The organism is Nostoc sp. (assembly GCF_036917575.1).
Taxonomy (GTDB): domain Bacteria; phylum Cyanobacteriota; class Cyanobacteriia; order Cyanobacteriales; family Nostocaceae; genus Nostoc.
Map to the genome: position 1 here is coordinate 1 of NZ_JBALDC010000005.1, position 25,683 is coordinate 25,683.

General features: G+C 41.4%; 24 protein-coding genes. 18 read left to right on the forward strand and 6 right to left on the reverse strand.

The annotated features are described in order from the left end of the window. Positions 1–368 precede the first annotated feature (368 nt). The 7 genes from V7K79_RS00840 (at position 369) to V7K79_RS00870 (ending at position 5,074) form a co-directional block, all read left to right on the forward strand. A complete protein-coding gene (locus V7K79_RS00840; RefSeq protein WP_335043803.1) occupies positions 369–491 on the forward strand; it encodes a hypothetical protein in 123 nt (40 codons plus the stop codon). A 51-nt stretch (positions 492–542) separates the two neighbouring features. After that, complete coding sequence (locus V7K79_RS00845) at positions 543–1,559, forward strand: catalase family protein (protein WP_335043805.1); 1,017 nt, start codon at positions 543–545, stop codon at positions 1,557–1,559. A gap of 200 nt (positions 1,560–1,759) precedes the next feature. Beyond that, positions 1,760–2,167, forward strand: a complete 408-nt coding sequence (locus tag V7K79_RS00850) for a hypothetical protein (RefSeq protein WP_335043807.1) — start codon at positions 1,760–1,762, stop codon at positions 2,165–2,167. Between the two features lie 35 nt (positions 2,168–2,202). Then, complete coding sequence (locus tag V7K79_RS00855; protein ID WP_335043809.1) at positions 2,203–2,850, forward strand: alternative oxidase; 648 nt, start codon at positions 2,203–2,205, stop codon at positions 2,848–2,850. A gap of 52 nt (positions 2,851–2,902) precedes the next feature. Continuing rightward, entirely contained in the window at positions 2,903–3,646 is a 744-nt protein-coding gene (locus tag V7K79_RS00860; RefSeq protein WP_335043812.1) for a 3-oxoacyl-ACP reductase family protein, read from the forward strand. 200 nt (positions 3,647–3,846) lie between these two features. Beyond that, a complete protein-coding gene (locus tag V7K79_RS00865; RefSeq protein ID WP_335043813.1) occupies positions 3,847–4,425 on the forward strand; it encodes a hypothetical protein in 579 nt (192 codons plus the stop codon). A 109-nt stretch (positions 4,426–4,534) separates the two neighbouring features. Continuing rightward, positions 4,535–5,074: a glutathione S-transferase C-terminal domain-containing protein gene (locus V7K79_RS00870; protein WP_335043816.1), complete on the forward strand. Its 540-nt coding sequence runs from the start codon at positions 4,535–4,537 to the stop codon at positions 5,072–5,074. 242 nt (positions 5,075–5,316) lie between these two features. Here V7K79_RS00870 and V7K79_RS00875 read toward each other — a convergent pair whose 3' ends face one another. Next, complete coding sequence (locus tag V7K79_RS00875; protein WP_335043818.1) at positions 5,317–5,604, reverse strand: Mo-dependent nitrogenase C-terminal domain-containing protein; 288 nt, start codon at positions 5,602–5,604, stop codon at positions 5,317–5,319. Positions 5,605–5,983: 379 nt separating this feature from the next. Between V7K79_RS00875 and V7K79_RS00880 the strand changes: the two genes are divergently transcribed. The 3 genes from V7K79_RS00880 to V7K79_RS00890 all read left to right on the forward strand — a co-directional run bounded on the left by V7K79_RS00880 (position 5,984) and on the right by V7K79_RS00890 (position 9,489). After that, a complete protein-coding gene (locus tag V7K79_RS00880; protein WP_335043820.1) occupies positions 5,984–6,886 on the forward strand; it encodes a cell division protein FtsX in 903 nt (300 codons plus the stop codon). A gap of 200 nt (positions 6,887–7,086) precedes the next feature. Beyond that, on the forward strand, positions 7,087–7,896 hold the full coding sequence (locus V7K79_RS00885; protein ID WP_335043866.1) for a DUF3598 family protein: 810 nt from the start codon (positions 7,087–7,089) through the stop codon (positions 7,894–7,896). A gap of 72 nt (positions 7,897–7,968) precedes the next feature. Beyond that, positions 7,969–9,489: a BamA/TamA family outer membrane protein gene (locus V7K79_RS00890; RefSeq protein ID WP_335043822.1), complete on the forward strand. Its 1,521-nt coding sequence runs from the start codon at positions 7,969–7,971 to the stop codon at positions 9,487–9,489. A gap of 124 nt (positions 9,490–9,613) precedes the next feature. Here V7K79_RS00890 and V7K79_RS00895 read toward each other — a convergent pair whose 3' ends face one another. Both V7K79_RS00895 and V7K79_RS00900 read right to left on the reverse strand, forming a co-directional pair. After that, a complete protein-coding gene (locus V7K79_RS00895) occupies positions 9,614–10,291 on the reverse strand; it encodes a hypothetical protein (protein ID WP_335043823.1) in 678 nt (225 codons plus the stop codon). Positions 10,292–10,726: 435 nt separating this feature from the next. Beyond that, positions 10,727–11,398 carry a LuxR C-terminal-related transcriptional regulator gene (locus tag V7K79_RS00900; RefSeq protein WP_335043826.1) on the reverse strand — a complete coding sequence of 224 codons (672 nt, stop codon included), beginning with the start codon at positions 11,396–11,398 and terminating at the stop codon, positions 10,727–10,729. Positions 11,399–11,498: 100 nt separating this feature from the next. Between V7K79_RS00900 and V7K79_RS00905 the strand changes: the two genes are divergently transcribed. From V7K79_RS00905 to V7K79_RS00920, 4 genes are all read left to right on the forward strand, one after another. Beyond that, on the forward strand, positions 11,499–12,155 hold the full coding sequence (locus V7K79_RS00905; protein WP_335043828.1) for a DUF3386 domain-containing protein: 657 nt from the start codon (positions 11,499–11,501) through the stop codon (positions 12,153–12,155). A gap of 161 nt (positions 12,156–12,316) precedes the next feature. Further along, positions 12,317–12,820 (forward strand): HugZ family pyridoxamine 5'-phosphate oxidase, encoded by a 504-nt coding sequence (locus V7K79_RS00910; protein WP_335043830.1) that lies wholly within the window; start codon positions 12,317–12,319, stop codon positions 12,818–12,820. Between the two features lie 187 nt (positions 12,821–13,007). Continuing rightward, positions 13,008–13,892, forward strand: a complete 885-nt coding sequence (locus V7K79_RS00915) for an alpha/beta fold hydrolase (protein ID WP_335043832.1) — start codon at positions 13,008–13,010, stop codon at positions 13,890–13,892. A 185-nt stretch (positions 13,893–14,077) separates the two neighbouring features. Next, the gene (locus tag V7K79_RS00920; protein WP_335043834.1) at positions 14,078–16,384 is read left to right on the forward strand and encodes an FAD/NAD(P)-binding protein; all 2,307 of its coding nucleotides are present in this window, start codon (positions 14,078–14,080) and stop codon (positions 16,382–16,384) included. An 11-nt stretch (positions 16,385–16,395) separates the two neighbouring features. On the opposite strand, the gene V7K79_RS00925 is transcribed toward V7K79_RS00920, so the two are convergent. Next, positions 16,396–19,128 (reverse strand): zinc-dependent metalloprotease, encoded by a 2,733-nt coding sequence (locus V7K79_RS00925; protein WP_335043836.1) that lies wholly within the window; start codon positions 19,126–19,128, stop codon positions 16,396–16,398. A 987-nt stretch (positions 19,129–20,115) separates the two neighbouring features. Between V7K79_RS00925 and V7K79_RS00930 the strand changes: the two genes are divergently transcribed. Together V7K79_RS00930 and V7K79_RS00935 are read left to right on the forward strand one after the other, a co-directional pair. Then, positions 20,116–20,499 (forward strand): hypothetical protein, encoded by a 384-nt coding sequence (locus tag V7K79_RS00930; RefSeq protein ID WP_335043838.1) that lies wholly within the window; start codon positions 20,116–20,118, stop codon positions 20,497–20,499. A gap of 700 nt (positions 20,500–21,199) precedes the next feature. Continuing rightward, the gene (locus V7K79_RS00935; RefSeq protein ID WP_335043840.1) at positions 21,200–21,688 is read left to right on the forward strand and encodes an orange carotenoid protein N-terminal domain-containing protein; all 489 of its coding nucleotides are present in this window, start codon (positions 21,200–21,202) and stop codon (positions 21,686–21,688) included. Between the two features lie 319 nt (positions 21,689–22,007). On the opposite strand, the gene V7K79_RS00940 is transcribed toward V7K79_RS00935, so the two are convergent. Further along, on the reverse strand, positions 22,008–22,787 hold the full coding sequence (locus V7K79_RS00940; RefSeq protein ID WP_335043843.1) for a glucosamine-6-phosphate deaminase: 780 nt from the start codon (positions 22,785–22,787) through the stop codon (positions 22,008–22,010). Positions 22,788–23,022: 235 nt separating this feature from the next. Between V7K79_RS00940 and V7K79_RS00945 the strand changes: the two genes are divergently transcribed. Further along, positions 23,023–23,709, forward strand: coding sequence for an HAD family hydrolase (locus V7K79_RS00945; RefSeq protein WP_335043844.1), 687 nt, complete (start codon positions 23,023–23,025; stop codon positions 23,707–23,709). Between the two features lie 80 nt (positions 23,710–23,789). Here the strand turns inward: V7K79_RS00945 and V7K79_RS00950 are convergent, their stop codons facing one another. Beyond that, positions 23,790–24,704, reverse strand: coding sequence for an AraC family transcriptional regulator (locus V7K79_RS00950; RefSeq protein WP_335043846.1), 915 nt, complete (start codon positions 24,702–24,704; stop codon positions 23,790–23,792). A gap of 207 nt (positions 24,705–24,911) precedes the next feature. Here V7K79_RS00950 and V7K79_RS00955 point away from each other — a divergent pair, with 207 nt between their 5' ends. After that, positions 24,912–25,661, forward strand: coding sequence for an SDR family oxidoreductase (locus V7K79_RS00955; RefSeq protein WP_335043848.1), 750 nt, complete (start codon positions 24,912–24,914; stop codon positions 25,659–25,661). Positions 25,662–25,683: the final 22 nt, after the last annotated feature.

A 25,683-nucleotide genomic window follows, 5' to 3' on the forward strand; every position in this document is an offset into this window, starting at 1 on the left:
CCGTTGGCAGCCTCTCCCACCCCCCCCTAACAATGATTATCATTTTTATTATCTGTATATTTTATTTTCTGGAAGTCCCTAAGCCGTGAAGCGGTGGAGAAAAACGTCTCGTTTCAGGGTGATTGAAAAAGGCTGTCTTTTCTTTATATAATCGTCAAAAAGAAATTCGTTTTGCCTATGACAGACAGGTTCATCTGTGAAAAGCAAATTAATCTAACAGACCTATCGATAATTTTCCATCGCCGTAAGTTCAGTTAAGTTAATCAGCATTGCATATTTGCGGTTGCGCTCCCACTGCCATTAATGAATGATGTGTGTGAAGTTTTCTACTCAGGAGAAGCGAGATAATAATTGCTCAATATGAAACAATGATTGCAATCATCCATGCGATCGCCAACGAACTGCATGGTTTAGCACATCTGGAAATCCCTGTTGCTCTATCTGTGTTCAAAGTTCGTAAGCAGCGCTGTGAACTAGTAATCTATCTATAAACCTCATTTTCTTAGTCTTGAAACACTCACAATTAATAAGGAGAAAGAACCATGAGCCAATCTAATTTATCCACTGCTGTTCAAGAAGCGGCTACTGATACCATCGTGGACATCGATCTCAAAGTTCAAGCCGAGAAGGGCCCAGACCTGCGAAAAGACCATCCAAAAAGTCATGCCTTAGTTTGGGGAGAGTTCAAAGTTGAGGACAATATTCCCGAATCGTTGAAAGCAGGTATCTTTGCCCAACCCAAAACCTACCCGCTTTGGATGAGGCTCTCCAATGCTTCCCCCCCACAAAAGCGCGGTAAATTCGCGTCAGACCTCGATCCTGATGTTCGGGCACTTGCTATTAAACTTTTACAAGTAGAAGGTGAAAAAGTTCTGGATGATGAGCAGGAAACCCAAGACTTTTTGCTAATTAATCATCCGGTGTTCTTTGTGCACGATGCCCAAGGGTTTGCCAACCTGACCAAAGCAAGCGTCGGTCAGGCAAATGAAGAAGAACTGCAATCGCTAGCACCCACTTTTGAAGTCCTGAAAGCGGTTACAAGCAAACAAATTGCAAATCCACTGCTGATTCAATATTGGAGTACGACTCCCTATAAACTTGGCTCTGTATCCATCAAGTTTTCTGTAAAACCTCATGAGCAAGATACTCTTGGTTCGCTTCCCACTTCCGAGACTTACTTGCGCGAAGCAGTCGTCGATTACCTCTCAAAAAAGGGTAAAGATGTAATCTTCGACTTCTTGGTGCAGGTGTATGTCAACGATGAAAAAACTCCTATTGAAGATCCAATGCAGGAGTGGAAGGAGGAAGACTCACCCTTTATTAAGCTTGCAACCATCACAGTTCCCGCTCAGAAATTTGACTTCGAGGAGCGGAAGCGGTTGGATGAGGGGTTATCATTCATGGCTTGGCACACCCTACCCGAACACGAACCTTTGGGTAGCCTCAACTTAGCTCGCAAAAAGGTGTATCAGGAGGTCGTCAAGGCTCGACGGAAATACGCACAACACCGCATCGAAGAGCCGCAAGCCTACACTTCAGTCTTGGACGAGCCTCAGTAATTGTTTGCTTTACCAAAAAAAGGCAGGAGGACGGCAGTTGCTCTACTTGGAAAGACCCCATCGCCCTTGGGAGAAGACTGCACTGCCTCCAGAGACTATATTGTGGTAGGTGCAGGTTCGCCAAGCTAGTGTGGTTGCAAATCTTTTGACCTGAAAATTTCAAAGATGTTTACCAGTTAACAGTTTAAGAGAGAAGTGAGATGAAAATTGCTCAATATGGAACAACGATTGTGGTCATCCATGCGATCGCTAACGGACTGCATGGTTTAGCGCATGTGGAAATCCCTGTTGCTCTCTCTGTGCTTCAAAGTTCGTTCGTGGTTATTGTAATTTTTCTGACTCCCATCATTGCAGCCGTTTTACTTTGGACACAGTTTTACCGCCTTGGTAGCTGGCTGTTGCTCTTTTCAATGGCAGGATCGCTCCTCTTTGGAATCTACAATCATTTGATCGTCATTAGCCCCGATCATCTTTCTCAAGTTTCCTTTGCAGGCTGGGGTTTGCTATTCCAAATCACAGCTATCCTCATCTTAATTGTTGATGGATTGGGATGTTGGATTAGCGGATGGGCATTGAAAACAATCCAGCAACCAGAGGAGGTCTTATGAGTTTGTAACCATCATCGTTCCCATCGATCGCTGCTGTGTTACTGCTGGTGACTTTATGGGGAGATTATGCCAGAAGCGTTAGTAACGGCATGACGCTACCTGGGTTGAATTATTCGCTGTGGGTTGTATTTTTCTCAGAAATCACGATTACATTTCTTTTAGTATTGACAATTTTTATCTTTGTCAGTCATCATCGGCTGATGCGCTGGACACCTTTAGTCGTTTGGCTCTTAATTGCTGGAATGGTATGGCAAGAAGCTCCAATTTCGGGAACAGTTGCTGTGGCTTATTACTGGGTAGTCGTGCCGATTTACATGTTGTTTCCCGCTTACGCCTACTACCTGATGGAACTGATTGAAGGTCATGCCTACCACACCTATGACGAATACTTGCAAACCAATGAAGCTCAACTAAAAGCTCAAAAAGCGCCCCAGGTTGCAATCAATTTCTATCGCGATGGCGATTTGTATATGTTTGATGAAGTTCAGACTGCACCAGGTCATGAATTTCGCCGTCCTAAGGTAGATAATCTATACGATGTGTTTGTGAACATCCGTGATGACGAATCCGAACATGTGAAAACTATGGTGGCACTCCAGAAACCAGAAGCACGGTTAACCTTCAAAAGTCCCCATACAGTTTTTGAAGCTGCAAAAGTTTTATCGAGCGAAGCAGAAGTTTGACGAGATAATTACTAATAGCAAATTATCCAATTTCTAATCGACGGTATCGAATATGAACTACACACTCAAAAATAAACGCGCACTCGTCACCGGAGGAAGTCGCGGTATCGGGGCGGCGATCGTTAAGCGTTTGGCAACTGAAGGTGCTGATGTTGCTTTCACCTACACCAGCTCGCCCGATCGCGCCAAGGAAATCGCCGAAGCAGTCCAGGCGCTGGGCGTTCAAGCTTTGGACATCCAAGCCAACAGCGTTGAAGCTAGTGAGGTGGTGGCTGCTGTTGAACAGACAGTAGAGAAATTGGGTGGCATTGATATTCTTGTGAATAATGCAGGTGTAGCGATGATGTCCCCTATCGATGATTTCACGCTTGCGGACTTTGATCGCACCTTTGCCATTAATGTGCGTGCCGTATTTGTGGCCACCCAAGCCGCAGTCAAGTATATGCAAGAAGGCGGACGCATCATCAACATTGGCAGCACCAACGCCGAACGTGTCCCATTTGCCGGCGCCTCTGTTTATGCCATGAGTAAATCTGCTTTGCAAGGGCTTGTACAAGGGCTGGCGCGTGACCTCGGCCCGCGTGGAATTACGATCAATAACGTCCAGCCTGGGCCGATCGCTACTGATATGAATCCCCCAGAGGGTGAGTTTGCCGAGATGATCAAAAAGCAGCTAGCACTGCCCCGCTACGGTACTGTTGAGGAGGTTGCAGGGATGGTCGCTTATCTGGCCGGGTCTGAGGCAGCTTACATCACTGGTGCAAACCTAATGATTGATGGAGGGTTCAGCGCCTAACTACCTCTAGGTGTAGCCAACTGCAAATATCAATCCTTAGCAATGAGCGATAGACTAACTGCAAGGATGCTGAAACCTTTAGCCAGAGATATTTTTAGCTTTTTGGGCTACAAGTCAAGATTAGAAGTGCATACTCATATAAAATTGTCAATGGTTGTATCGATTGCATTTCTAGTATGCAGAATCCCAAGGAGGTATCTTTGTCAAAGATTTACTTTTATTTATATATCTGGTTAAAACAGCACCCTATAACTGTTGGAGGAATGCTACTTGCGATCGCCATTACAGGCTGTAATGCCTCTGTTAAATCGCAGCCACCTGCCGATACCCCATCGGTTGCAAATCTGATCGCGTCTAGTCCGACTCCAGCATCAATTGCTCCTACGCAAAGCACTGCTAATACCAAGCCGCCTGAGCAGCAAGCAGTCCAAGTGATTCGTGACTATTATAGTGCGATCGCTCGTCAAGACTATAAACAAGCTTATTCAGCTTGGGATGGAAATGGCGCTGCTAGCAAGCAGTCGTTTGAGCAGTTCAAGCAGGGTTTTGCCAACACTACATCCGTTGCTGTAGAAGTTGGAAAACCCGGTAAACCAGACCCAGGTGCAGGCTCAATCTACATTGAGATTCCGGTTACTGTAACTGCGATCGCCACCAATGGAACCCCGCAGCGATTTCGAGGTAGCTATGTGCTGCGACGAGTCAATGATGTTCCTGGCTCAACTCCAAAGCAGCGTAGATGGCATCTCTACTCGGCAAAAATTACTCCAGTCAAGTAGCCTGTGGTAAAACGCTGGTTTTCCAAGATTCAAGGCTAAAACCAGCGTTGCTTGAACGCCAAGATAAATCATAGAGGTTGATTAAAATGATTACTTTATACACATTGAGATGTTCAAGCAACAAGCAATTAATCTCGATGCTAATTTGACTTTCGTTGAGCGATCAAAATCTCTAGCGTTTCGCCGCACGATCAAAGAAAACACCTTTTGGGGAATACCCTACATTCGCTACAACATAGAAGAAAACTGGCAACACTTTCGAGCAGTGTTAGTGCAGGCACTATTCCCTGAGACTGCACTAGAATCATCACAACCGTTTGTTGAAGAGTTTCGTAAAACGGTACTTTCTCAAATGCATGGTCACGGAATGGGTCGTCATAGCAGTGAAGAAATCACTCAGATTATCTGTGCTGATTTCCAAGCGCTCTCAGACTTTCTAGCAGACAAACCGTTTTTCATGGGAGAGCAACCCACAACATTGGATGCAACAGCTTATGCCTATATTGGTAATTTCATTAAGCCACCTTATGGTAGTCCAATTATTGACTATGCTCTTCACCGCGCGAATCTCTGCGAACACTATGAGCGAATGACTCAAGAGTTTTTCAGCGAACGGTCTTTAAACCAATCAATTCCCGTTCATTCCTGAAATTAATCTATTACAGACAAGTCTGATATGACAATCTTGCCACTGCGATGATAATTGGCGATCGCCTAGATTTGCTTGAATAAACATATCTAGCACGGTAATAACTCTGGTATAAGTCTTTACTGCTCAAATGTCATTCGCCAGCCTATTTTTTATTCACATTTGATTGCAACTGGAATTCCTATACAATTTTATTCCTAAAAATATTTCTCCAATCTATTTTTATTCATAGAAACACATACTTAACAATATTTTCTGGCATCCTCACCACATTCATTGACTAAATATAATAAACACTTAAAACGAAGACTAACTAGCTGTTCGTAGACAGGGTTCAATTTGCACAAAGGTGGAATCTGAAACATAGTCCGACCGAGAAATGTAAAAGTTCTTTCAAAAGGGCAATGTGAAGGAATGATTTTGCACAATAGTCTGGCCAGCTTAGAATTATGTATTTCTACGGACTCAAGCTGATAGCGAATCTGGTTTAATAAGGTATTGCCCAAATTAGCTTTATTTAAGAAGCTCATAGTTCAACTTTCCTTTAATCAATCTGTTGCTCCTCTAAAATTACTCTGAACTTCAAATAAAAACATCGTATAAATACCAAACTATTTTCCCATTTTTTTAAGTCAAGTTTAAAGAACAGTAAAATTGCTTAGAAACTAGAACAGCTAGCCAATTATTAATAACTGTTAAAAGTAATAGTGAGTATATTTGTGGCAAACAGTACGAAAATCGGATAAATGGTCGAGACAGCAAGAGGACAGAGAAAGAAAGTCACAATGGATAAAAGCTGATCTATTGGCAAACTTTATACTATTGACTATAAATAGTGGTGTTATTGACGCAAAGACGCAAAAGCTGAACTTAGTGCCTTGGCGTTAAGTTCAAATTTTGAGGTGATGTGTGTTTAAATCTTTCACGAAACTTGACTATCTGCTGAAAGAAACTTTCCTCGGTTTACTGCGGGGAGGTTGGATGAATTGGGCAGCTGTAAGTACAGTAACAGTGTTACTGTTTTTATTTGGCTTGAGTTTGCAAACCTCTTGGCAAGTTGAAAAACTCCTTTATCAGTTTGGTAGCCAGCTAGAAGTATCAGTTTATCTCGAACCAGATACTCAAATCGAAAATATTGAGCCACTAATCGCTAAAATGCCAGAGGTGGCGGCGATAAAAACCATTACCAAAGAAGAAGCTTGGACTAAGTTAGTTAAGGAAATGAGAATTTCTGATATTGAGGGTGCTACCCAGCAGCTAGGTGAGAATCCTCTGGTTGATGAGATGAAGGTGAAAGCACGTAATTCTCAAGTTGTACCAACGTTAGCAACACAATTGGCTAAATTACGAGGAGTTGAGACGGTGCAGTATGTCGATGAAGCAGTCAAACGCATTGCCCAGTTGCATCGAGGCCTGAACTGGATTACTTTAACAATTACGATCATTCTGACTTTAACAGCGATCGCAGTGACTACTACCACAATTAGGCTGATTGTCATGGCGCGTCGCCAGGAAATTGAAATTATGCAGCTAGTGGGAGCAACTTCTATTTGGATTTACCTGCCGTTTATTTTACAAGGAATTGCCTTTGGTTTGGTTGGTGGTGCGATCGCTTGGAGTTTCATTTCTGTAATTCAACAGTTTCTCGGTAAGTTGCTAGTCAATCAACCTGAGTTTATCCAGGTCATCACCAACAGAGTCCAACTCACTCCAGCAGAAATTTTATTATTGCCTCTGATTCTTTTGGGTTTCGGTGCAGCTGTAGGATTAATGGGGAGCTTATTTGCTGTCCGACGTTTTGCTAAACGATAGTCATTGGTCATTTGTCCTTTGAACTCGGAATTTTGACTTCTGAACTCGGAATTTTGACCTCTGAACTTGGGACTTTCAAAATTTTCAAAGAATAACTGAAGTTTTACTTGAACGAATATGAAATAAAACCTATATATCAACTTAACAAGGCTAATCAAATGACCAATGACAAATGACAAATGACAAATGACAAAATTACTATGAAATCGCAATGGCAGTGTTTTTTGCAAAATCTTGGTGTTTGGGAAGGTTCATTTACGAATTTTTCTCCCCAAGGAACACTTTTGAACGATACTCCTAGTCGTCTTTCTCTAGAAGGTTTGAACAATAGCCAGAAAGTACGTCTAACTCTGAGTCGTTCTGGACAAGATATAATCAGAGAATTTAATTCTGTGGGAGGGGGTCTACTGTTTTTTGAGAATGGTTCATTTTCTGAAGGTTTAATTCAGCTAGGGCCATTTTCCGAATTTGGTGGAGAACTCGCTTTAGTTTATGAAAATCGCCGCTTGCGTCTGGTACAACTATTTGATAGTACTGGTCAGCTAAAGGAATTAATCTTAATTCGAGAACATCTCGCCAGAACCCCAGCAGTAGAACGTCCAACTGTGCAGATAAATGATTTGTTAGGAGAATGGCAAGGTCAAGCAGTAACAATATATCCAGATTTGCGATCGCCTGATACTTACTCTACAATCTTCAAATTACAACTTGATGATGTTGGGCGATTAATTCAAAGTACCTCTTTTAGCGATCGCACAATTACCTCAACTGCTACCATCAAAGGCCCGATTGTTCTCTTTGACCAAGATCCCCAAAAGCAAGTGCAAATATTATTTTTACCAGATGGCGCTTCTGCAACATCACCTCTCAAGGTGCAGTTACGCCAACCATTTTTTCTGGAAACGGGTTGGTTAATCCAGCCAAACCTGCGCCAACGGATGATTCGCAGCTACAACGAGAAAGGCGAGTGGGTTAGTTTGACATTAGTTACTGAGGAAAGAAAGCTTTGATATCATCTTTGCTTGATTACTTATCAAATCTTTAACTGTTGCCAAAATATAAATAATGACAAAGCTTTATTTATGTATATTCAAATAGCTGTAGTTGCGATCGCAGTCATCTTAATAGCTGGAGAAAATCTAAAGGCCGTTGCAGACTCGCAATCTTCTACTGAAGATGGTTCTAGTAGTATTGTGGCAACAAAATCGACATTAGAGATAGAGGGAGGCTATGCAAAATATGGTGATTATATCGGATTAACTCCAAAAGAGAGCCAGTCTGTGGAGTTTTCCCAAATTTCCCAAAGAATTGTCAAAGATATCCAGATTCGTTTTGTTAATAACAAAGATCAATTACTCGATGAAAAAGGTCAGCCGATTAAAGGACGAACTCGAAAAGATTTCATCATTGGTCTGCTGAAACTTAAACCTGGTCAGGTATTCCGTGAAGATTTACTAGAAACAGACTTGCAACGATTGCGGAGATTAGAATCATTTAATGAAGTCAATGTTTATCGACAAGAAGATGCCAATAGCGTTAATCTCATTTATCAAATCAAAGAGCGTGACTTCCCTTCTCTAATCTTCGGAGGCGGTAGTAACGACGATGTTGGGTTATACGGTCGAGTGGGTTATAAAGATGAAAATATCAGTGGTGTTAATGATAAATTAGACACGACTGTGCAAATCAGCGGTAAAGATGTCCAATTTAATGGTCAGTTCATTAGTCGTTATCGTCCTGAAGAACCAAACCGCTTAGGCTACAGCATCAGAGCTTTTCGTAGTCGTAATACATCAGGAACTTTCAACGACGATATCAGATTGTCTGACGGTGACAAAGTACGCGAGGGAAGGTTTGGTGGTTCTGTGGGAGTTTTAAAATCTTTTGATGAGTGGGATGCAGGTATAAGCTTAAATTATACCAGAATTAGCTTACGCGATCGCGAATATAATGTCGCACAGGTAGATAGTTTAGGGAGTCCTTTATCTCTTAGCGGTACTGGCATTGATGACTTATATACAGTATTATTTTCCGTATCTAGAGATCAACGCGATCGCCGAGAAAATCCGACTCAAGGATCAATCCTCACTTTCAGCACAGAACAAGCGATACCGATTGGATTGGGCAATATTTCTAGCAACCGCCTACTGGGAGATTATATTCAGTATTTACCAGTCAGTTGGATAGGTAATGGTAAACCAACTGACAATCCAGAAATGTTGGCGATTAATTTACAAATTGGTACAATTCTTGGAGACTTTCCGCCAGCTAATGCTTTTAATATTGGTGGACTAGATTCTGTCAGGGGTTATGGTTATGGGAAAGTCGCTAGTGCTAGAAGTTATGGTTTAGCTTCTGTGGAATATCGGTTCCCAATTTTTTACTCACTCGGAGGAGTTGTTTTTACTGACTTCGCCTCAGATTTCGGGTCTAGCGAAACCGTCCTAGGAGAACCAGGAGTGCTACGAGATAAACCTGGAAGTGGCTTTGGTTACGGCTTAGGATTGCGCTTCAAGTCATCCTTTGGGCTGATTCGAGGTGACTTTGGAATTAGCGATCGAGGAGAACTTAGATTTGAAGTTACTACAGGTCAGCGATTTTAACAAGTGGCAAAAAAGCCTTAATAAAACTACTGAAGATTATTTAATAACACACTCAGGGCGATTTCATTCTCAAAAACTGCTTGAGTGTGTCTAGTCCAAAAGGAGGTAATCAAGATATTGGAGATTACTTGCACATTTGTAACGTGCGGCGATCGCTAGCTGCGATCGAATCTAACCGATAAAAGTCTTGCAGAGCCAAAGAGTAAGCATAAGAATTTGACTCATCATCACTAACCTGGGGCAGTCTATTGCTTGTAGCTACCTGATTCGATTGTTCAGAATTGGCTTCATTTGACGAAGTATTAACCGTCATTGCCAACTCTCCTGATGGGTTGATTGTACCCTGAAAACAATTCAACTCTGATTGGGGCATATACAACGCACCCCTTACCTTATCCTGCTGCTTTTGAAATATGATATAACCTTGACCAAGCTGGTTGGATTTTGGGGATTGACCATAGAGGTAAATCCCGTCTTTTACAGGAAAATTTGTTTTTGGTAAAACTGTTGCGCTTTTTGTAGTTCCCCCATCGCCTGGAACCAGTGCTGTGACTATAGGTGCTGTGTTTACGCCTCCAGAAGCCGCATTAAGTTGACTTCTTTGCTCTCGAACTTTTCTCAACTGAGATAAAAGAGAGTTTTCGGAGGTTTTGTGAATCTGAGGCGATGAGAATCGAGAATCTGTAAATGATGTTACATGAGTTTGCTTGGATATAAGGCCTAAACCGAGAAGTAAGCCTAAGCCCGCAAGGGGAATTCCCCACTTCCGGGGAGATAATAACTGATTAAGGTTGTTAAGCACCCTACTTCTCCTGTTAAAAAAACTAACTAACTTCTTTAGAACTTACTTAAATCATAACTAAGTCTTAATTGTCAAAGACTTTATCCACGACCTATATTACTATTGTTCAAAAAAGAAAACTGTCAAAAACAAAAGTTTTTATCGAATTTGGTTCTACAATCTTAGATTACCATCAGTTAGAGTCTTTATGGTAGGGGGCAAGGGGCAGCTATGGTAGGGGCAGGAGGCAGAATGCTGGAATAACCCACGTTTAAAAGCGTGAGATTGAAGTAAGAAGAATTGTATCTTGCTACACTCTACTGAATACAATTCTTGTTTGAAAACTGGATTTTATACCCAGAATTAAAGTTTTTATATCATGTCCGGCTAATTATCTATAATTCCCAAATCTATAGAGAAAGCCCAAAAATCCCTGCTACCTGCTCCCTGCCTCCTTCAAGAAACTTGTATCTCCTGTAGCTTTGCTACCATTTCTGCACGCGCCGAAACCTTCAACTTCCGAAACATTCTCTTCAAGGCTTGTTTAACGGAATTTTGCGTAATCCAGAGTTTTTCTCCGATTTCCGCATTCGTTAACCCCTTTGCCACCAACTCGGCAATTTCTAACTCACGCGCTGTTAAAGGACTTACTAAAAGGGAATTGGATATTTTAGGTTTTGTCCGTAGGGTTGCCATTTTTGCTGACAAATGAATACATAAAGCACTCAAGTCAGCTAAATCGTTACCATTAAAGGCAGGATTTCCCTTGTCACGTGCCAAGTTAAGCGTTCCTATCAGACGACCATCGCAAACAATTGGCCCGGTCATCACGTGTTCGTGGTCGGAACGCGAACAAAAATGCTTCCAGTCTCCTGGCGATAATAATAACTGTTCGTGGGCGGGAGCATGACGCTCAACCACATAGCGCCCCACTGGATTGCTCTCTAAGCATACTGCCGGAATGCCTGAAACATTAATCTCAGTGGTTGGCTGCTCATCTAAAAGATAAATACCCCAATTTTGCACGCCAAAATGCTCGCTAATTTGATCCGAAAGAGCAAGTCTTAACTCTTGCTCATTTTGGACATTAGCGATCGCCTGAAATACAGCGTGTAGAGAATTAGCCATAAGTGTACCCAGTTGGGGACTATCCAAGCCTCAACAATTACTTCTATGCTAATACCAAGGAAACGAAAACGCTAATTACAGTAGCGACTAGGAGAAGCACATGACAGTTACACAACTCTCTGCTCAGGAACTTTTCCGGGCTGCTTATGAAAACCGCTATACTTGGGAGAAGAATTTCCCTGGTTATACCGCAAATATTACCTTTAAGCATGATGATAAAGTGTTTACAGGCAAAGTTATCATCAGTGCCAATCTCAAAGCCGAAGTTTTGGATGTAGATGATGAATCAGCCCAGAAAGCAATTCATGGTCAAGCTTGGGAAATAGCAATTCACCGCATCCGCCGCAGCTTTGAAGACACTCACAGCGCCAATACGTTTAGCTATGGTAAAACTGACGAAACTGGTGCGGTTGAGCTTTTAATGGGTGGTAAGGCTGAGGGCGATAAATACAAAGTCCGCAATAATGAAGTCTGCCATGTTCACCGTCTAATCCACGGTACTTTTGTTACTATTGACACCTTCAGCAGTCACGACACCGGGGAAGGTTATCTATCCCATACCTATGATTCTGTGTATAATGACCCCAAAACTGGGGAACAAAAGGGTGGTAGAAGCGAATTTATTGATGAGTATGAAAAAGTTGGTGACTATTTTATCCTAAATCGTCGGGAGATTCGCACCGAGACAGCAGGACAATTTTCTACTCAGGAATTTATTTTCTCTGACATTAAATTGTTGGAACCTGTTGCTGCTTAAACTGTATTCTGTAATTCAAAAATTAGCGATCGCTCTTGAGTTAAAGGGAGCGATCGCTTTTATTTTTTGGGCATCTATGTATAACTGTAGCCCGTCCTAGACATCGCTCAATCACGTTAAGATACTTTATTAGATATTCCTAATCAAGCGGTAATCTACTTATGAGTCAACTTGAAAACATTCAAGCTGAGTATGAAAAGTTTCCTGAAGCATTGGAGAGTGTAATTATTAGCACTGTCAGCGCCCAAGCAATACCCAATGCTAGTTATGCTCCTTTTGTAATGGATGATTCCAAAAATATATACATATATGTCAGTGGTCTTTCGATTCATACCAAAAATCTTTATGCCAATCCTCATGTGAGTGTATTGTTTATTGAGGATGAAGCTAAAAGTAATCTAATTTTTGCCCGTCGTCGTTTGAGTTTTGATTGTACGGCAACTTTGATAGAGCGTGAAACTGACAATTGGAATCAAATTGTTGAGCAATTTCAAGGGCGGTTTGGTGAAATTATCGAGGTTTTGCGTGGCTTATCTGACTTTCGGATTTTCCGGCTAACTCCAAGTGAAGGTCGTTTTGTTGTTGGTTTTGGGGGAGCATATCATATTAGTGGCGATAATCTTCATCAACTCGTTCAAATCACAAGAGATGCTGATAAAAAATAAGGATAAACTATAAATTATGAATTGCAATAATTGAGCAACCAAGAGTCAGAAACTATAATTTAGCAGTAATTGATATATTGATTCATCAAATGTTCTCCTGATTCTTGAACTTTTCAGACAAATGTATTTTGATTCCTGAATTAGTTTGACTGTATGCAAATTCAAATAAACTAAACTTTTTAATTTTATGCTTCAGTTTCAACCTCCTGGCTTTGGACATAAAGTCATCCATACATTCTTGGGGGCAATGGTTTACTATACCCAAACGAATGCACCTTGGGCGATTGCTGACACTGAAAATTTACCCCCATTACTATTTCTCCATAACTTTGGTGGGGGAGCGTCTGCTTATGAATGGTCTAAAGTTTACCCGGCTTTCGCCTCTAATTACCACATTTTAGCCCCCGATCTCATCGGCTGGGGAGAATCAGCTCATCCAGTCCGGGATTATAAAATTAGAGATTATCTTAGCACGATCGCAGAGTTTATCATCCAAACTTGTCGCCAGCCGGTGACTGTGGTAGCCTCATCTCTCACAGCTGCTTTTGCTATCCGCCTTGCTATTGTTCAACCCAATTTATTCAAATCACTGTTTTTGGTTTCCCCTTCTGGATTTGATGATTTTGGGCAGGGTGCTGGACGCAGACTTCCGCTTTCGGTAATTAATGCGCCTCTGTTAGACAATTTTATTTATCTGCTTGGTGCTGAAAATGAAATTGCAGTCCGAAATTTTTTACAAAGTTTTCTCTTTGCTAAGTCACAACGAGTATCTCAAGAAATGGTGGAAGCTTATTTAACCTCAGCACAACAACCTAATGCTAAGTTTGCTGCTTTGGCATTTTTGCGGGGCGATCTTTATTTCGATCTGAGTTTATATATCGAACAACTAACAGTTCCCACCGTTATTTTTTGGGGAGAAAAAGCGCAATTTACCAATATTAAACTAGGGCAACGCTTGGCAAATTTAAATCCAAGGGCAATTCGAGATTTTTATGCGATCGCAGATACCGGAATATTACCTCATTTGGAAATACCAGAAGTTTTTACTGGTCTATTGCAGCGGTATCTTTAAGAGTTAGGACAAATTTTCATAGTCAAACCATAGTCAAGTCAAGCAATTTAGTTAGAATAGAGGAGACTGGAATCATACACCAAAAAACCGATAGGTATATAGTTCAATGAACAAACTTATTTTTACCACTGTCGGCAAAAGTCTGATTGAGAAAGTAGTTACCATACACTCTATTTAGCACTGTGATGGATTCTAATGTCTTGATAGCACATCCTTCAAGCACGACGATCGCCCTTGTTGGTGCTGGCTTTAGTGGTTCTTTAGTAGCGGCTCACCTGTTAAAAACTGCCAACCGCCCCCTATTGATTAAACTGATTGAGCGCAGTCACGACATTGGCAAGGGAGTCGCCTACAGCACCGATACCATCAGCCACTTGCTGAATGTATCCGTAGGCAAGATGAGTGCCTTTCCCAACGATCCTAGTCATCTGCTGCGCTGGTTAAACTATAACCGCAGTGAGTTAGGGACATTTCTGCCCAGTGACTTAAATGCCAGCAGCTTTATTCCCCGTCAGATATTCGGGCTTTATATCCAATCGATTTTGGAAGAAGCTGAAGCCACAGCATCGAGTAACGTCCGGCTAGAGCGCGTCATTGATGAGGTGGTGGCAGTAGAGCCACAAACCAAAGGTGCGATCGTCTCCTTGAGTAGCAGCCGTACTTTCGTGGCAGACAAAATTGTACTGGCACTGGGAAACGCCCCTTCTGCCCCTCCCGGATCGCAATCCTCTGAGGACAATGACACCCCCTACCTACGTCATGCCTGGTCAGCCGAGGCGTTAGCAGAACTGAAGCCTGATGCGCCTGTATTGCTGATTGGCACTGGACTGACAATGGTGGATATGGTGGTGTCACTCCACGATCGCCACCATCAAGGCAAAATTTACGCCGTGTCTCGCCGGGGATTGTCTCCGCTACCGCATCAATCGACTAAACCCTACTCCGCCTTTTTGACTTCAGACACCGCCCCTAAAACAGTTCGCGGCTTACTGCGGCGGATTCGCCGTGAGGTGCAAACGGCAGCAGTGCAGGGCTACAACTGGCGATCGGTGATTGATTCCCTGCGTCCGATCACCCAGCAACTCTGGCAACAACTGCCCCTCGTAGAGCAAAAACGGCTTTTGCGCCATCTCACCCCCTATTGGGATGTACATCGCCATCGAATTGCCCCCGAAATTGCCAAGATTGTCCAGATAATGTTGGATTCTGGGCAACTAACTATTACCGCAGGGCGGATTCAGGGCTATGAAGCGGCATCTGAAGCGGTGGCAGTCACCGTTCGCCAGCGCCAAACGCAAAAAAATCAGGTCTTGCAAGTCAGCCGCGTGGTGAATTGCACCGGGGTACAGGCAAATTATCAGCGATCGCCCCAATCCCTAATTGCCAATTTACGCACCCAGGGATTGATCCGCCCCAACGATATTGGTTTGGGTTTGGATACTACCCCCGATGGTGTTGTATTAGATGCTCAGAGTAAACCTTCAAGTATACTTTATACCTTGGGCACTCCCCGTAAAGGCAATTTGTGGGAAACGATCGCTGTTCCCGAACTGCGTGAGCAGGCCCAGGCATTGGCGACAACGGTGTTGCAGTCGCTACCAGTGCGGGTACGTCCCGTTTCGCCCATTTCTCGCACTACTGAACAAGAATATAGCGACCTTCGACTTGCCATACCTCAGTCAACGCTATTGTTTCGCCAATTCTTTGACCCAGAATCTAGCACCTACACCTATCTGATTGCAGACAGTCAGACAAAAGATGCGGTGCTAGTAGATACAGTATTGGAACAGGTTGACCGTGATTTAGAAGTGCTGAATGACTTGGGGTTAAGTCTTGGCTATTGTTTAGAAACTCACATCCATGCTGACCATATCACTGGTGCTGGCAAACTCAGACAGCAAACGGGTTGTCAGGTGATAGTACCCCGAAATGCTACTGCTAGGTCTGCGGATCGCTCCCTTGCCGATGGCGAAACCTTAATCGTGGGGGCGGTGCGGATTGAGGCGATCGCTACACCAGGGCATACCGACAGCCATCTGTCTTATTTAGTCAACAATAGCCATCTGTTAACGGGCGATGCCTTGTTGATTCGCGGCTGTGGACGCACAGACTTTCAATCGGGCGATGCGGGTACTCTGTACGAGACAGTGACGCAAAAGTTATTTACTCTCCCAGAGGACACCCTCGTTTATCCCGCCCATGACTATAAAGGGCGCACTGTTTCCACTATTGATGAAGAAAAACGCCTCAATCCCCGATTTGCCAATCGTAGCCGCGATCAATTTATCGCAATCGTGAGCCATCTGGGTTTGAGCTATCCCAAAAAGATGAACCAAGCCGTACCCGCCAATGAACACTGTGGCGATTTTATGCCAGAAGAAAGTCTGAGCAATGGTACGAGTTCGGCGATTGATGTAGATCGTGAAAAAGTAGAAAAAACGCTATCAACTAATACGGAAATTTATGAGGACTACTTTGCTATGTTCATTTAGGAGTATCGTAGCTACCTAGAAAGTAACTGCGCATTTAATGCTTTAGTAATGCGATCGCCAGAAGATTCTAAATGAGCTAAGGTGTAAAGATCAAGACTTTCGCCAAGTTGTTTGAGTCTGACATCAATGGCTTTTTGCAGTTGGCGCAGTTTATACCAAGCCAATGTCCGACCATCTTCAGGTGTATTAGTAGTACCCAACATCATCTGTAACAAAATATTTAGATGTTCCCGTTGCAATGAACGGCGGATGCTAGAAATTGGCTTTGGTTCTCCTGGGGTGAAAACTTCTGTCCAGATGCCTGTTTGCAGGGTGTCGAACAATTCTGGTATGGAAAGCGCTTCTCCAGGCAGGGTTTTTAATTCTATATCTTGTAACCGATTCAGGCGATCGCTATCTAATAGCGATCGCAAAATCGCACTTTGAAAACTCAATATGCGATCGTGAATTGGATAATCAAGGCGGTTATTAGGTGCAGAACTACCCCAATGTTCCCAACGTGACGGTGCTAGTTGATTGAGCAATTGTGGTGAAAAGCTGAAAGCATCTTCGGCAAATACATATTTTTGTAACTTTGTCAATGCTTGACGCTGTTTTAAAAGTGAAACTGGTATAAATGCCCAAGCATCATCACTGGTATGGAGACGGCGAAACGATTGTCCACCAATGTATTTAGAAAGCAAAGTGGCATTCCGAAAATAATATTTAAATACTTTATTGAATTTAAGGCGTAGGTTAGTATAGCTTTCTGTTTTCGATAGATAACCCTCATTGAGACGCTGCCACATAAAACGAGCATTATCCATTTGCCACTGTGAATAAAGTAGCACATCACTACTCATATCCCAGACATTTGCTAAAGGATTGATATCCCAGATATCTTCATCAGTTGCGTAAGATAATTCTGGTTGAGGCGACGCTAATGCAATCTGATTTAAAAAACTTTTTTCTGATTCTGGAATCCTTACCTCAAGTGCTGTTGCTGGAAATTTTTTATAACCGTACTCAATTGCCCATTCATCATAAGGCCCAACAACTCCTGGGAAATAATCACCTTGCTCTACTCCCTGTGGTGCTATATTCACAGGTACATAGTCCATCACCGAACCTACTAAACCTTTGGTGTGAGTGATTTCAGTATTATTTAATTCTTGTGGCGCTAACATGGTGCTGCCATAAAAGTTGTGACGCAAACCCAGAGTATGCCCAACTTCGTGAGCGATAAGAGAACGCAAATATTGATGTACATACTCCTTCATCGTTTCACTACTAAGTGTAGTGTTTGGCAACATTGATAACGCCAGCGCCCCCATAGCTGCTTGATTTGAAGACTCCATACCATAGCAGGACTCAGAGGAGAAAAACAGAGCAGAGGAAGATGATCCAAAGAATTTATCCAGATATTTCCCTGCGTGTTTATGTCCTTTCATCTTTTCTGGACATGAATTTGCCTCCATTAATGCATGATATTCTTGCTGAACTAAACGCACCATATTGGCATCCACAATAATATCTGCATCCAATATTTCCCCGGTGAATGGGTTGACGCGCATCGGGCCTTTGGCAAAACCTGCATCTAAAGAATTGAACCAGCGAATAGTGTTGTAATGTACATCTGCTGGTTTCCAATCAGCATCATCTGGCATTTGCCGCACTTCAATCGCATTTTTAAATCCGGCTTTTTCAAATGCTTTGTTCCACATCAAAACACCTTCACGAATCGCATCGCGGTACTTTAGTGGTACAGCATTTTCAATCCAATACACAATTGGTTTTTTCGGTAGAGATAAAGAAGCGCTAGGATTGGATGGTTCTAAATGCCAGCGATTAATATAGCTTACAAATGATTCGTGAGGATTATTGTGAGAAAAGTCTTGAAAAGCAGTAGTAAAATATCCAACTCTATCATCAGCAAGTCTGGGAATATAACCATTGTTTTCTCTCAACTGAGAAAAACTGTAGTGTACCTTTAAAGTGATTGCCCTACTATCGGGTACAGCGATTAAATTTGAGCCTTCTAATGATGAAAAACCATAAATCGAATCAATCTCGATGTTTTCTGGGAAGCTGTTAACATCACCAAAATATGACTTGCGTGCATCTAAGCGGTAATCGGCTTGCAAAGAGTATTTTAATAAAGGAGTTAATCCAGGAAAATCCTGCATTAGCAGTCCATTCAGGTCGATGAGAATATTTTGATTCTTGGGATTTATAGTAGCTATTTCGAGTGAATAAAGAACTGAATCGCTAAATGAACGAGCAAGCGATCGCTGTTCTGGTATACTATCTGTACGGAATTTTAGATTACGCACAACAAAATGTAATCTATTATTTACTCTTCGGAAGTAAAAGATAAAATCAGAAAGAGGTAATCCACTATAAATCCCACTTTCCCCAATGCCAGATTCCAATGTTACTATAGCTAGGTAGTTTTTATTTAGCTGCTCTGGCTTCAGTTCTAAGAAAACTTTTCCTGAATTCTCACTGCAATAAAGTGTGAATAGTCCTTCTAGTTTATCTATCCAGTTAACAGTCCCATTAAATCGGCAAAAATCTTCCTTTTTAATTTCAGCAAGATTCTTGTCAGCACTTGCTACGTTTTCAACTTTTGGGAGTGGATTTAATTGCTGTACATCAATATTAGAAGTATTTGAAAGTTGGTTTGCTTCTGCATAATTATTTGATAGTAACAAGCTATACAGTAATACTATACAGATTGCTAATTTTGTTATCCAGTATTTCATCCTTTGACTTTCCACTTGAAGCAGTTCTCGTGTTAAGAAAAAATGTCTAGTAGTTTTTCGTCTGTAAGCCCTTCAAATATCTAGGGATTACAATATAAATTTACTCAGCCAGATAAACAATTTTTCCGGTACAGCACAACAGAAATTCAGCTACCATCTTAATTAACTAGACAAATTGTTCAAGCAACTTATTAAAGGTAGGCAAACTTCTGCCACAGTGTACTAGCCTGAAAGTTGTATGACTGTTGATTGTTATTAGTAACTATTTAGGAATTATCCATAAGCATCTATCTTTTAAGGCTGATAATTTTTACAACCAAAGATATATGTTTTTTTATTTCTACCTGTATTAAAAACCAAATGTTGTATTAAAAATGTATTTAGTGCTACATTTAACACCCCCAAGAAATCTCAGGGATAATTTATAAAAAAAGAGTAATTCTGATAAGAAAGCTATTATTGAGCATTTAAATGCTTTTTTTCGGATTAATTTTGCAAATTTTTGCTAATTTCAACCGATTTCTCACATAGTCAATTGTTCTCAATAATCTTCAAAACCTTACTCCCAGACAAAATCAGCTTTTTTGTCTCATTATCGACCTTTTGCTTTAGGCAACCGCAAACCAATTTTGAGTGATTTGCGGTTATTTTGAGTACAAGCAAAAGTGAGTACACCAATTTCTACCGCTTGGGTGATGTCAAAATCAATCAATCTATGAAAAATATCGTGGTTAACTAAATATTGCAGTTAATACACATCTGACAGAATTAAATATGGATTATCCAGAACCCTTGTAAAGACCTAGCATTCGTAAGTTTATAGATTCTTTTTCACCTCTATGAATGATTTTATTTAGTTGATTTGCTTGTGGATGATTGGTATAGTCTCATCTAAGATTCATAACTGAGATATGCCTTTTGTTAGAAGGATAATTATTTTTTTATAGGTAATCTTTATTTGTACTCCAAAAAATAAACTAATTCGGCATGATAAATTTGATTTCTAGGACTATTAGTCAAATCAGTTCCCTCCTGAAAGGACTTCAAATAAAAGGTTTTTTGGCTGTTGTCATAGTTGGTTTTCTAGTACTGACAACAAATGTTGCTGCTGGGCAAAATAACACAGGCTTAAAAGAAAGAGTTCGCGAACAGATACAGCAAGATGATACTCAAAGACCGAGAACACTAGGGGAGTGGAACAAAGAAGCTCGTGAAACTGAAGGCGCTCCTGGTGAACGACTCAAAAAGATTGGAGAAGAGTCAGCAGAAGCATTTAAAGAATTTGGCTCTGGTTATGTAGAAGGCGCTCAGAAAACTGCTAATGATGTAGGTGAAAGTGCAGCGCAAACAGGCAAAAAAATACTTAACTAAGTTCGACGTTAAATGCATTACAATCTTGACTTGGCAGTAAGTAATAATAACTTTTCGCCAATAAATGAGTAATATTAGGAAGTCTAGTATATAACCAACGAATTCTTCTAATATTTGGGTAAAACGTTCACTTTTACTGATGATAGATTGCAGCGTTTCGTCAGTCACATTAAATATAGGTTTTTAGTAGGGGTATACAGCTAGCTGTATACCCCTACTGCGTATTATAATTTCACGTCCGTTTTATTTTCTATTAAACTCGATAAACCCCAAAGACTCAAAACTATACTTTGTTTACTGTTGCTTTGGCTTATTAGAGGCTGCGACCGGAGACAGTAACCCACTTAACAAGAGGATTACAATACAAAGCCTTCCAACAATATTTAATCCACAGTTAGTTATTTATGTCAATGCATAAGTCATAAATTTAGCGATTTCAAAGATTAATTAGTAGTGCTTTTTTACCCACTATTATAATCAAGCTAACATCTATCCAAGGAAATATCTTTTAATAATCTTTAAGTTTTGCAACAGACTTATAATTGCTAACTCTTTCATTTGGCACTTGTCAAGCATTATTTTAGCTCTGAACGATCTTCTTTATGATTTGAAGACATCTGTCTTCAGTAGGGTATAACTCCAAATGTACATTTGATAACATTTTTAAGAATAAATAAATAATTGCGATTTGGAGTTAATCATGACATCTACACAAACCAACGATCCAACTATTCGTGAACACGTTCAAGCTTGGCAAAATTTAAATGTAGATATACAACTTGCTTTGTTTTGGTTTATCTATAAAGAAATGGGGAATTCAATTACTCCAGCCGCTCCTGGAGCCAGTACTGTTTCTCCAGAAATAGCTGAAGGTTTATTTAATCAAGTTAAGGAATTATCTCACGAACAACAATTACAAGTTCAGCGTGATTTGATTAACAAAGCGGATAGCGAAATTTCTCGTCTGTATGGCTCTTTGGGTGATACTACAAAACTCCTATTTTGGTATAGATTATCTCAAGGGATGGATAATGGTACTATCATTCCTGTACCTGCTGATTATGAACTTCCTTCCGAAGCCAAACCATTGTTTAGCAAAATTCAACTCTTAGAGTTTGAACAGCAGATTACTCTTTTCCGTGATTATGTTTCGCCACTGGGTGCTGAAGCATCAAGTGTTGGAATTTAGCACTTTTGAACTTTTTAGGATGCTAAGGGTATCTATTAAGTTATTTATACCCTTCTCTTAAAACTTTCTAGATTCGCCAGTCGCTTAAGATAAAGCTAAATTTTGATGACTGGCGTATTTATAAAATTTTATTTGATTATTTTGAGATGTTTATGACTTCTATAAACATTAAATTTGTAGAAAAAAGTATATTATAATTTACGAATTTTGATATAGAATATCGCTTGATAGTTATAGCTTTATTGTATCCTGAAATTACTAATATAATTTTAGCGATCGCTCGAATAATTAGCTTGGAAGATTCAGGATGCGGATAAGTTTAAGTTGCTTTTAATAAGCTACCAGAATTAACATCCAAAAATAACGTTGCTTGGGGTTGTTGACGGAGAATGGAGGCTGGACAGTCTATACTAATATCTTCTTGCAGCATCTTTTTTACCACATTCGCTTTACGTTTTTCTGGAGCAAGACAGATAATTTTTTTAGCAGCACAAATTGTTGGAATGGTGACAGTAAAAGCATACTGTGGGACAGTTTCTAGATTCGGAAAGTGACCTGTACTTACTTGTTGCTGACGATTAAGAGTATCCAGTTTGACCAATTTAACTTTGTAAGGATCTTGAAAATTTGCTACAGCCGGATCGTTAAAAGCTAAATGTCCATTTTCGCCAACACCAAGACAGCATAAATCAATCGGTTGTGCTTGTAATAATTTAGTGTAGCGATCGCACTCTGTTATTGGTTGTAATGTATCACCCTCTATATAGTGAAATTTTTTAGGATAAACTTGCTTCTCTACACGTTCTTGCATATAACGCCGAAAACTAGCAGAATGGTCAGCAGTAATTCCCAAATATTCATCTAGATGGAACAGAATAATCCGTGACCAATCTACACCACCCAATGCAATCAAAGCATCAAGAAATTTGAGTTGGGAGTTACCTGTGGCTAACAATACAGCAGCTGTATCCTGTTGCTTGAGAATCTGCTGTAAATACTTTTGCACAATTTCAGCAACATCCTCGGCCATTTCGACTTCAGAGTTGTAAATCTGCACTAGTAAATCATCAACGCGAAAAAAGTTTGTAGCGGCTAGCATTTGCTTACATAGAAAGTTATCAATTATACGGCAGTTTGTTAATAAATTTTATCCGTCTGCCTTTATATGCCCTATCCAGTATAGATTTTAGGATTTAGCAGATTAATGTGTAACTCTTGAGACGAGATTTTCTTCCCCAGTCCCTTGTATTGACGAAGAAACAATTACTAAAAACAAAAAACAATGTAAACTATTTAAATTAAGTTAACAATTATTTACATTATACCCAAAAATTATGCTGGCTGCAATTCTCTTTGACCTAGACGGCACTATTGTCAACACTGACCCTATACATTACCGAGCTTGGCAGGAAATGCTGTTAAATTACAACATAGAAATAGATGAAACATTTTATAAATCCCGAATTAGTGGAAGGCTAAATCCAGAAATTGTTAAGGATATTCTGCCACAATTATCAGTATTAGAAGGGCAAAGATTTGCAGACGAAAAAGAGACGCTTTTCCGCCAACTCGCCCCACATCTCAAACCGCTAAGTGGATTTTCGGAACTACTAGCATGGACAGATTTATATCAATTAAAACGTGCATTAGTAACTAATGCTCCGAGATTAAATGCAGAATTTATGCTAGAAGTTTTGGGGATAAAAGAAGCTTTCCATACAATTGTTTTAGCGGATGATTGTATTGCAGGTAAACCCGACCCTGCACCCTACCAAGTTGCCCTAAATAAATTGGAGATTACAGCAGCAGAAGCGATCGCTTTAGAAGACTCTCCCTCTGGTATTCGGTCAGCCGTGGGCGCAGATATCCGCACCATTGGCATCGCCTCCATCCACGATCCGCAAATTTTGCAGTCAGTCGGTGCATTTATGGCAATTCCAGACTTTACTGATTTGCAATTGTGGACATTCCTAAACTCACTTATAGAGGAAGATTCAAGTGCGATCGCTTCTAATTTGTGAGAGCATTGGATAGAGAGGTAGAAGGGAAAGACTTACTGCTACTTCTCCCATGCTCCCTGCTCCCCTGCCTCTTTGCCCCCTCATCCCCCATCCCCAAAAACTCCACTTTTTAGCCGAGCCATATCACGCAACGGTGGTGCGCCAAACAACCGACTGTATTCACGGCTGAACTGTGAGGGGCTTTCATAACCCACGCAATGACTAGCTGTTGCCGCATCCATACCTTGCCCCAGCATCAGGCGACGAGCTTGTTGAAGCCGAAGCTGTTTTTGATATTGCAAAGGACTCATGGTGGTGACTGACTTGAAGTGATGATGCAGGGACGAGGGACTCATACACGCTTCACGAGCGATCGTATCGATCCGAAATGGTTTTTCGTAGTTCCATTTAAGCCAGTTGATCGCTTTGCTAATTGCTTGGAGTTGTTTATCAACTAAAGCAATCTGTCGCAATATAGCACTGTGTTCGCCTGATAATAAACGGTAGAGAATTTCTCGAATAATCAAAGGTGCGAGGATAGCAATATCTTGAGGTGTTTCCAACAACTGTATAAGTCGTATTGCTGCATCCAGCAGTTGAGGGTTAACAGGATTAATAGACAAGCCCGGTTTGAGTGGTTGGTTAGCAGGAGCGTCTAGTTTTGCCTCCATCATCAGTGTGCTGAGTTCTCCTGGATCTAAATCGAGCCGAAAACATAGATATGGAAAGGTTGGCGTTGCCTCAATCACTTGTCCAACGACAGGCAGATCGATGGATACCACCAAATATTGATCTTGACCATAAACATACAGATTGTCTGCCAATATCACCTGCTTCTTGCCCTGAGCAACGATACACAGGGTAGGCTCATGGAGGGCATGGAGAGGTGCAGTCGGTTGTGAGGAGCGGATCAGAAATAACCGCTTGATCGCTGTGGAATGCACACCATCTCCATTACTGTTCTGTGCAATCAGAGCGGCTAGCTCGGACTGCTGCTTTCTAAGAGTCTGTTCCATAATGTCGTTTGAAATCCTTATGAAACTTACATTTAGAGCAGCCGCAATCTATTCAGCCGCTTAGGTCAGCTTATCTTTTCATGATAAACAATAAAGGAAAATGCAGGATTAGGCAAGAATTCCGCAGTTTCAGATTACCGCATCAAGCTTTGACTCTCTTAGATTAAAAGTGTGCTAGAAAGTACAACCACTTGGAGATACGGTTTTATGACTATCAACGAAAATACTGGCAAAGAACAGAAAGTCGTACTAATTACAGGCGCAAGTAGCGGTATCGGTGAGGCGACAGCACGTCTACTCGCTCGTAAGGGCATCCACGTCATCCTGGGCGCACGACGCACGGAGCGGCTAGAAACCCTCGCGGCTACAATCCGCTCTGAGGGCGGCTCGGCGGAATATCAGACCCTTGATGTTACCGATCGCGCCAACTTCCAGTCCTTTGTAGAATTTGCTCAGAGCAAATTTGGCCGCATTGATGTCATCGTCAACAATGCAGGTGTAATGCCGCTCTCGAAACTAGAAGCACTGAAAGTTGATGAATGGGACTGGATGATTGACGTAAATATCCGTGGCGTACTCAATGGCATTGCTGCTGGGCTACCGTTGATGAAACGCCAGGGATTTGGCCAGTTCGTCAACTTGTCCTCCATCGGCGGACACGCCGTATGGCCAACCTCCGCTGTTTACTCGGCTACCAAGTTCGCCGTGCTGGCAATTTCGGAGGGGCTGCGTCAGGAAAATACCGACATTCGTGTTACGGTTATTTCGCCGGGTGCAACAGAGTCGGAATTGGCAGAAAGTATAACTGACGCAGAAGCCGGCAAAGGAATGGAGGAATTCCGCAAGATTGTGCTTCCGGCTGACGCGATCGCCAGAGCGATCGCCTTTGCAATCGATCAACCGGATGACGTTGATGTGAATGAAATCGTTGTCCGCCACACAGTCAGTCCATATTAAATCGATGACGACTGATGCAAAG

What these genes read in the sequence shown, in the direction of transcription:
- V7K79_RS00840 (WP_335043803.1), top strand. Translation starts at nt 369, where the DNA reads ATGATTGCAATCATCCATGCGATCGCCAACGAACTGCATGGTTTAGCA.
- V7K79_RS00845 (WP_335043805.1), top strand. Translation starts at nt 543, where the DNA reads ATGAGCCAATCTAATTTATCCACTGCTGTTCAAGAAGCGGCTACTGAT.
- V7K79_RS00850 (WP_335043807.1), top strand. Translation starts at nt 1,760, where the DNA reads ATGAAAATTGCTCAATATGGAACAACGATTGTGGTCATCCATGCGATC.
- V7K79_RS00860 (WP_335043812.1), top strand. Translation starts at nt 2,903, where the DNA reads ATGAACTACACACTCAAAAATAAACGCGCACTCGTCACCGGAGGAAGT.
- V7K79_RS00870 (WP_335043816.1), top strand. Translation starts at nt 4,535, where the DNA reads ATGTTCAAGCAACAAGCAATTAATCTCGATGCTAATTTGACTTTCGTT.
- V7K79_RS00875 (WP_335043818.1), bottom strand. Translation starts at nt 5,604, where the DNA reads ATGAGCTTCTTAAATAAAGCTAATTTGGGCAATACCTTATTAAACCAG.
- V7K79_RS00885 (WP_335043866.1), top strand. Translation starts at nt 7,087, where the DNA reads ATGAAATCGCAATGGCAGTGTTTTTTGCAAAATCTTGGTGTTTGGGAA.
- V7K79_RS00890 (WP_335043822.1), top strand. Translation starts at nt 7,969, where the DNA reads ATGTATATTCAAATAGCTGTAGTTGCGATCGCAGTCATCTTAATAGCT.
- V7K79_RS00900 (WP_335043826.1), bottom strand. Translation starts at nt 11,398, where the DNA reads ATGGCTAATTCTCTACACGCTGTATTTCAGGCGATCGCTAATGTCCAA.
- V7K79_RS00905 (WP_335043828.1), top strand. Translation starts at nt 11,499, where the DNA reads ATGACAGTTACACAACTCTCTGCTCAGGAACTTTTCCGGGCTGCTTAT.
- V7K79_RS00910 (WP_335043830.1), top strand. Translation starts at nt 12,317, where the DNA reads ATGAGTCAACTTGAAAACATTCAAGCTGAGTATGAAAAGTTTCCTGAA.
- V7K79_RS00915 (WP_335043832.1), top strand. Translation starts at nt 13,008, where the DNA reads ATGCTTCAGTTTCAACCTCCTGGCTTTGGACATAAAGTCATCCATACA.
- V7K79_RS00920 (WP_335043834.1), top strand. Translation starts at nt 14,078, where the DNA reads ATGGATTCTAATGTCTTGATAGCACATCCTTCAAGCACGACGATCGCC.
- V7K79_RS00925 (WP_335043836.1), bottom strand. Translation starts at nt 19,128, where the DNA reads ATGAAATACTGGATAACAAAATTAGCAATCTGTATAGTATTACTGTAT.
- V7K79_RS00930 (WP_335043838.1), top strand. Translation starts at nt 20,116, where the DNA reads ATGATAAATTTGATTTCTAGGACTATTAGTCAAATCAGTTCCCTCCTG.
- V7K79_RS00935 (WP_335043840.1), top strand. Translation starts at nt 21,200, where the DNA reads ATGACATCTACACAAACCAACGATCCAACTATTCGTGAACACGTTCAA.
- V7K79_RS00940 (WP_335043843.1), bottom strand. Translation starts at nt 22,787, where the DNA reads ATGCTAGCCGCTACAAACTTTTTTCGCGTTGATGATTTACTAGTGCAG.
- V7K79_RS00945 (WP_335043844.1), top strand. Translation starts at nt 23,023, where the DNA reads ATGCTGGCTGCAATTCTCTTTGACCTAGACGGCACTATTGTCAACACT.
- V7K79_RS00950 (WP_335043846.1), bottom strand. Translation starts at nt 24,704, where the DNA reads ATGGAACAGACTCTTAGAAAGCAGCAGTCCGAGCTAGCCGCTCTGATT.
- V7K79_RS00955 (WP_335043848.1), top strand. Translation starts at nt 24,912, where the DNA reads ATGACTATCAACGAAAATACTGGCAAAGAACAGAAAGTCGTACTAATT.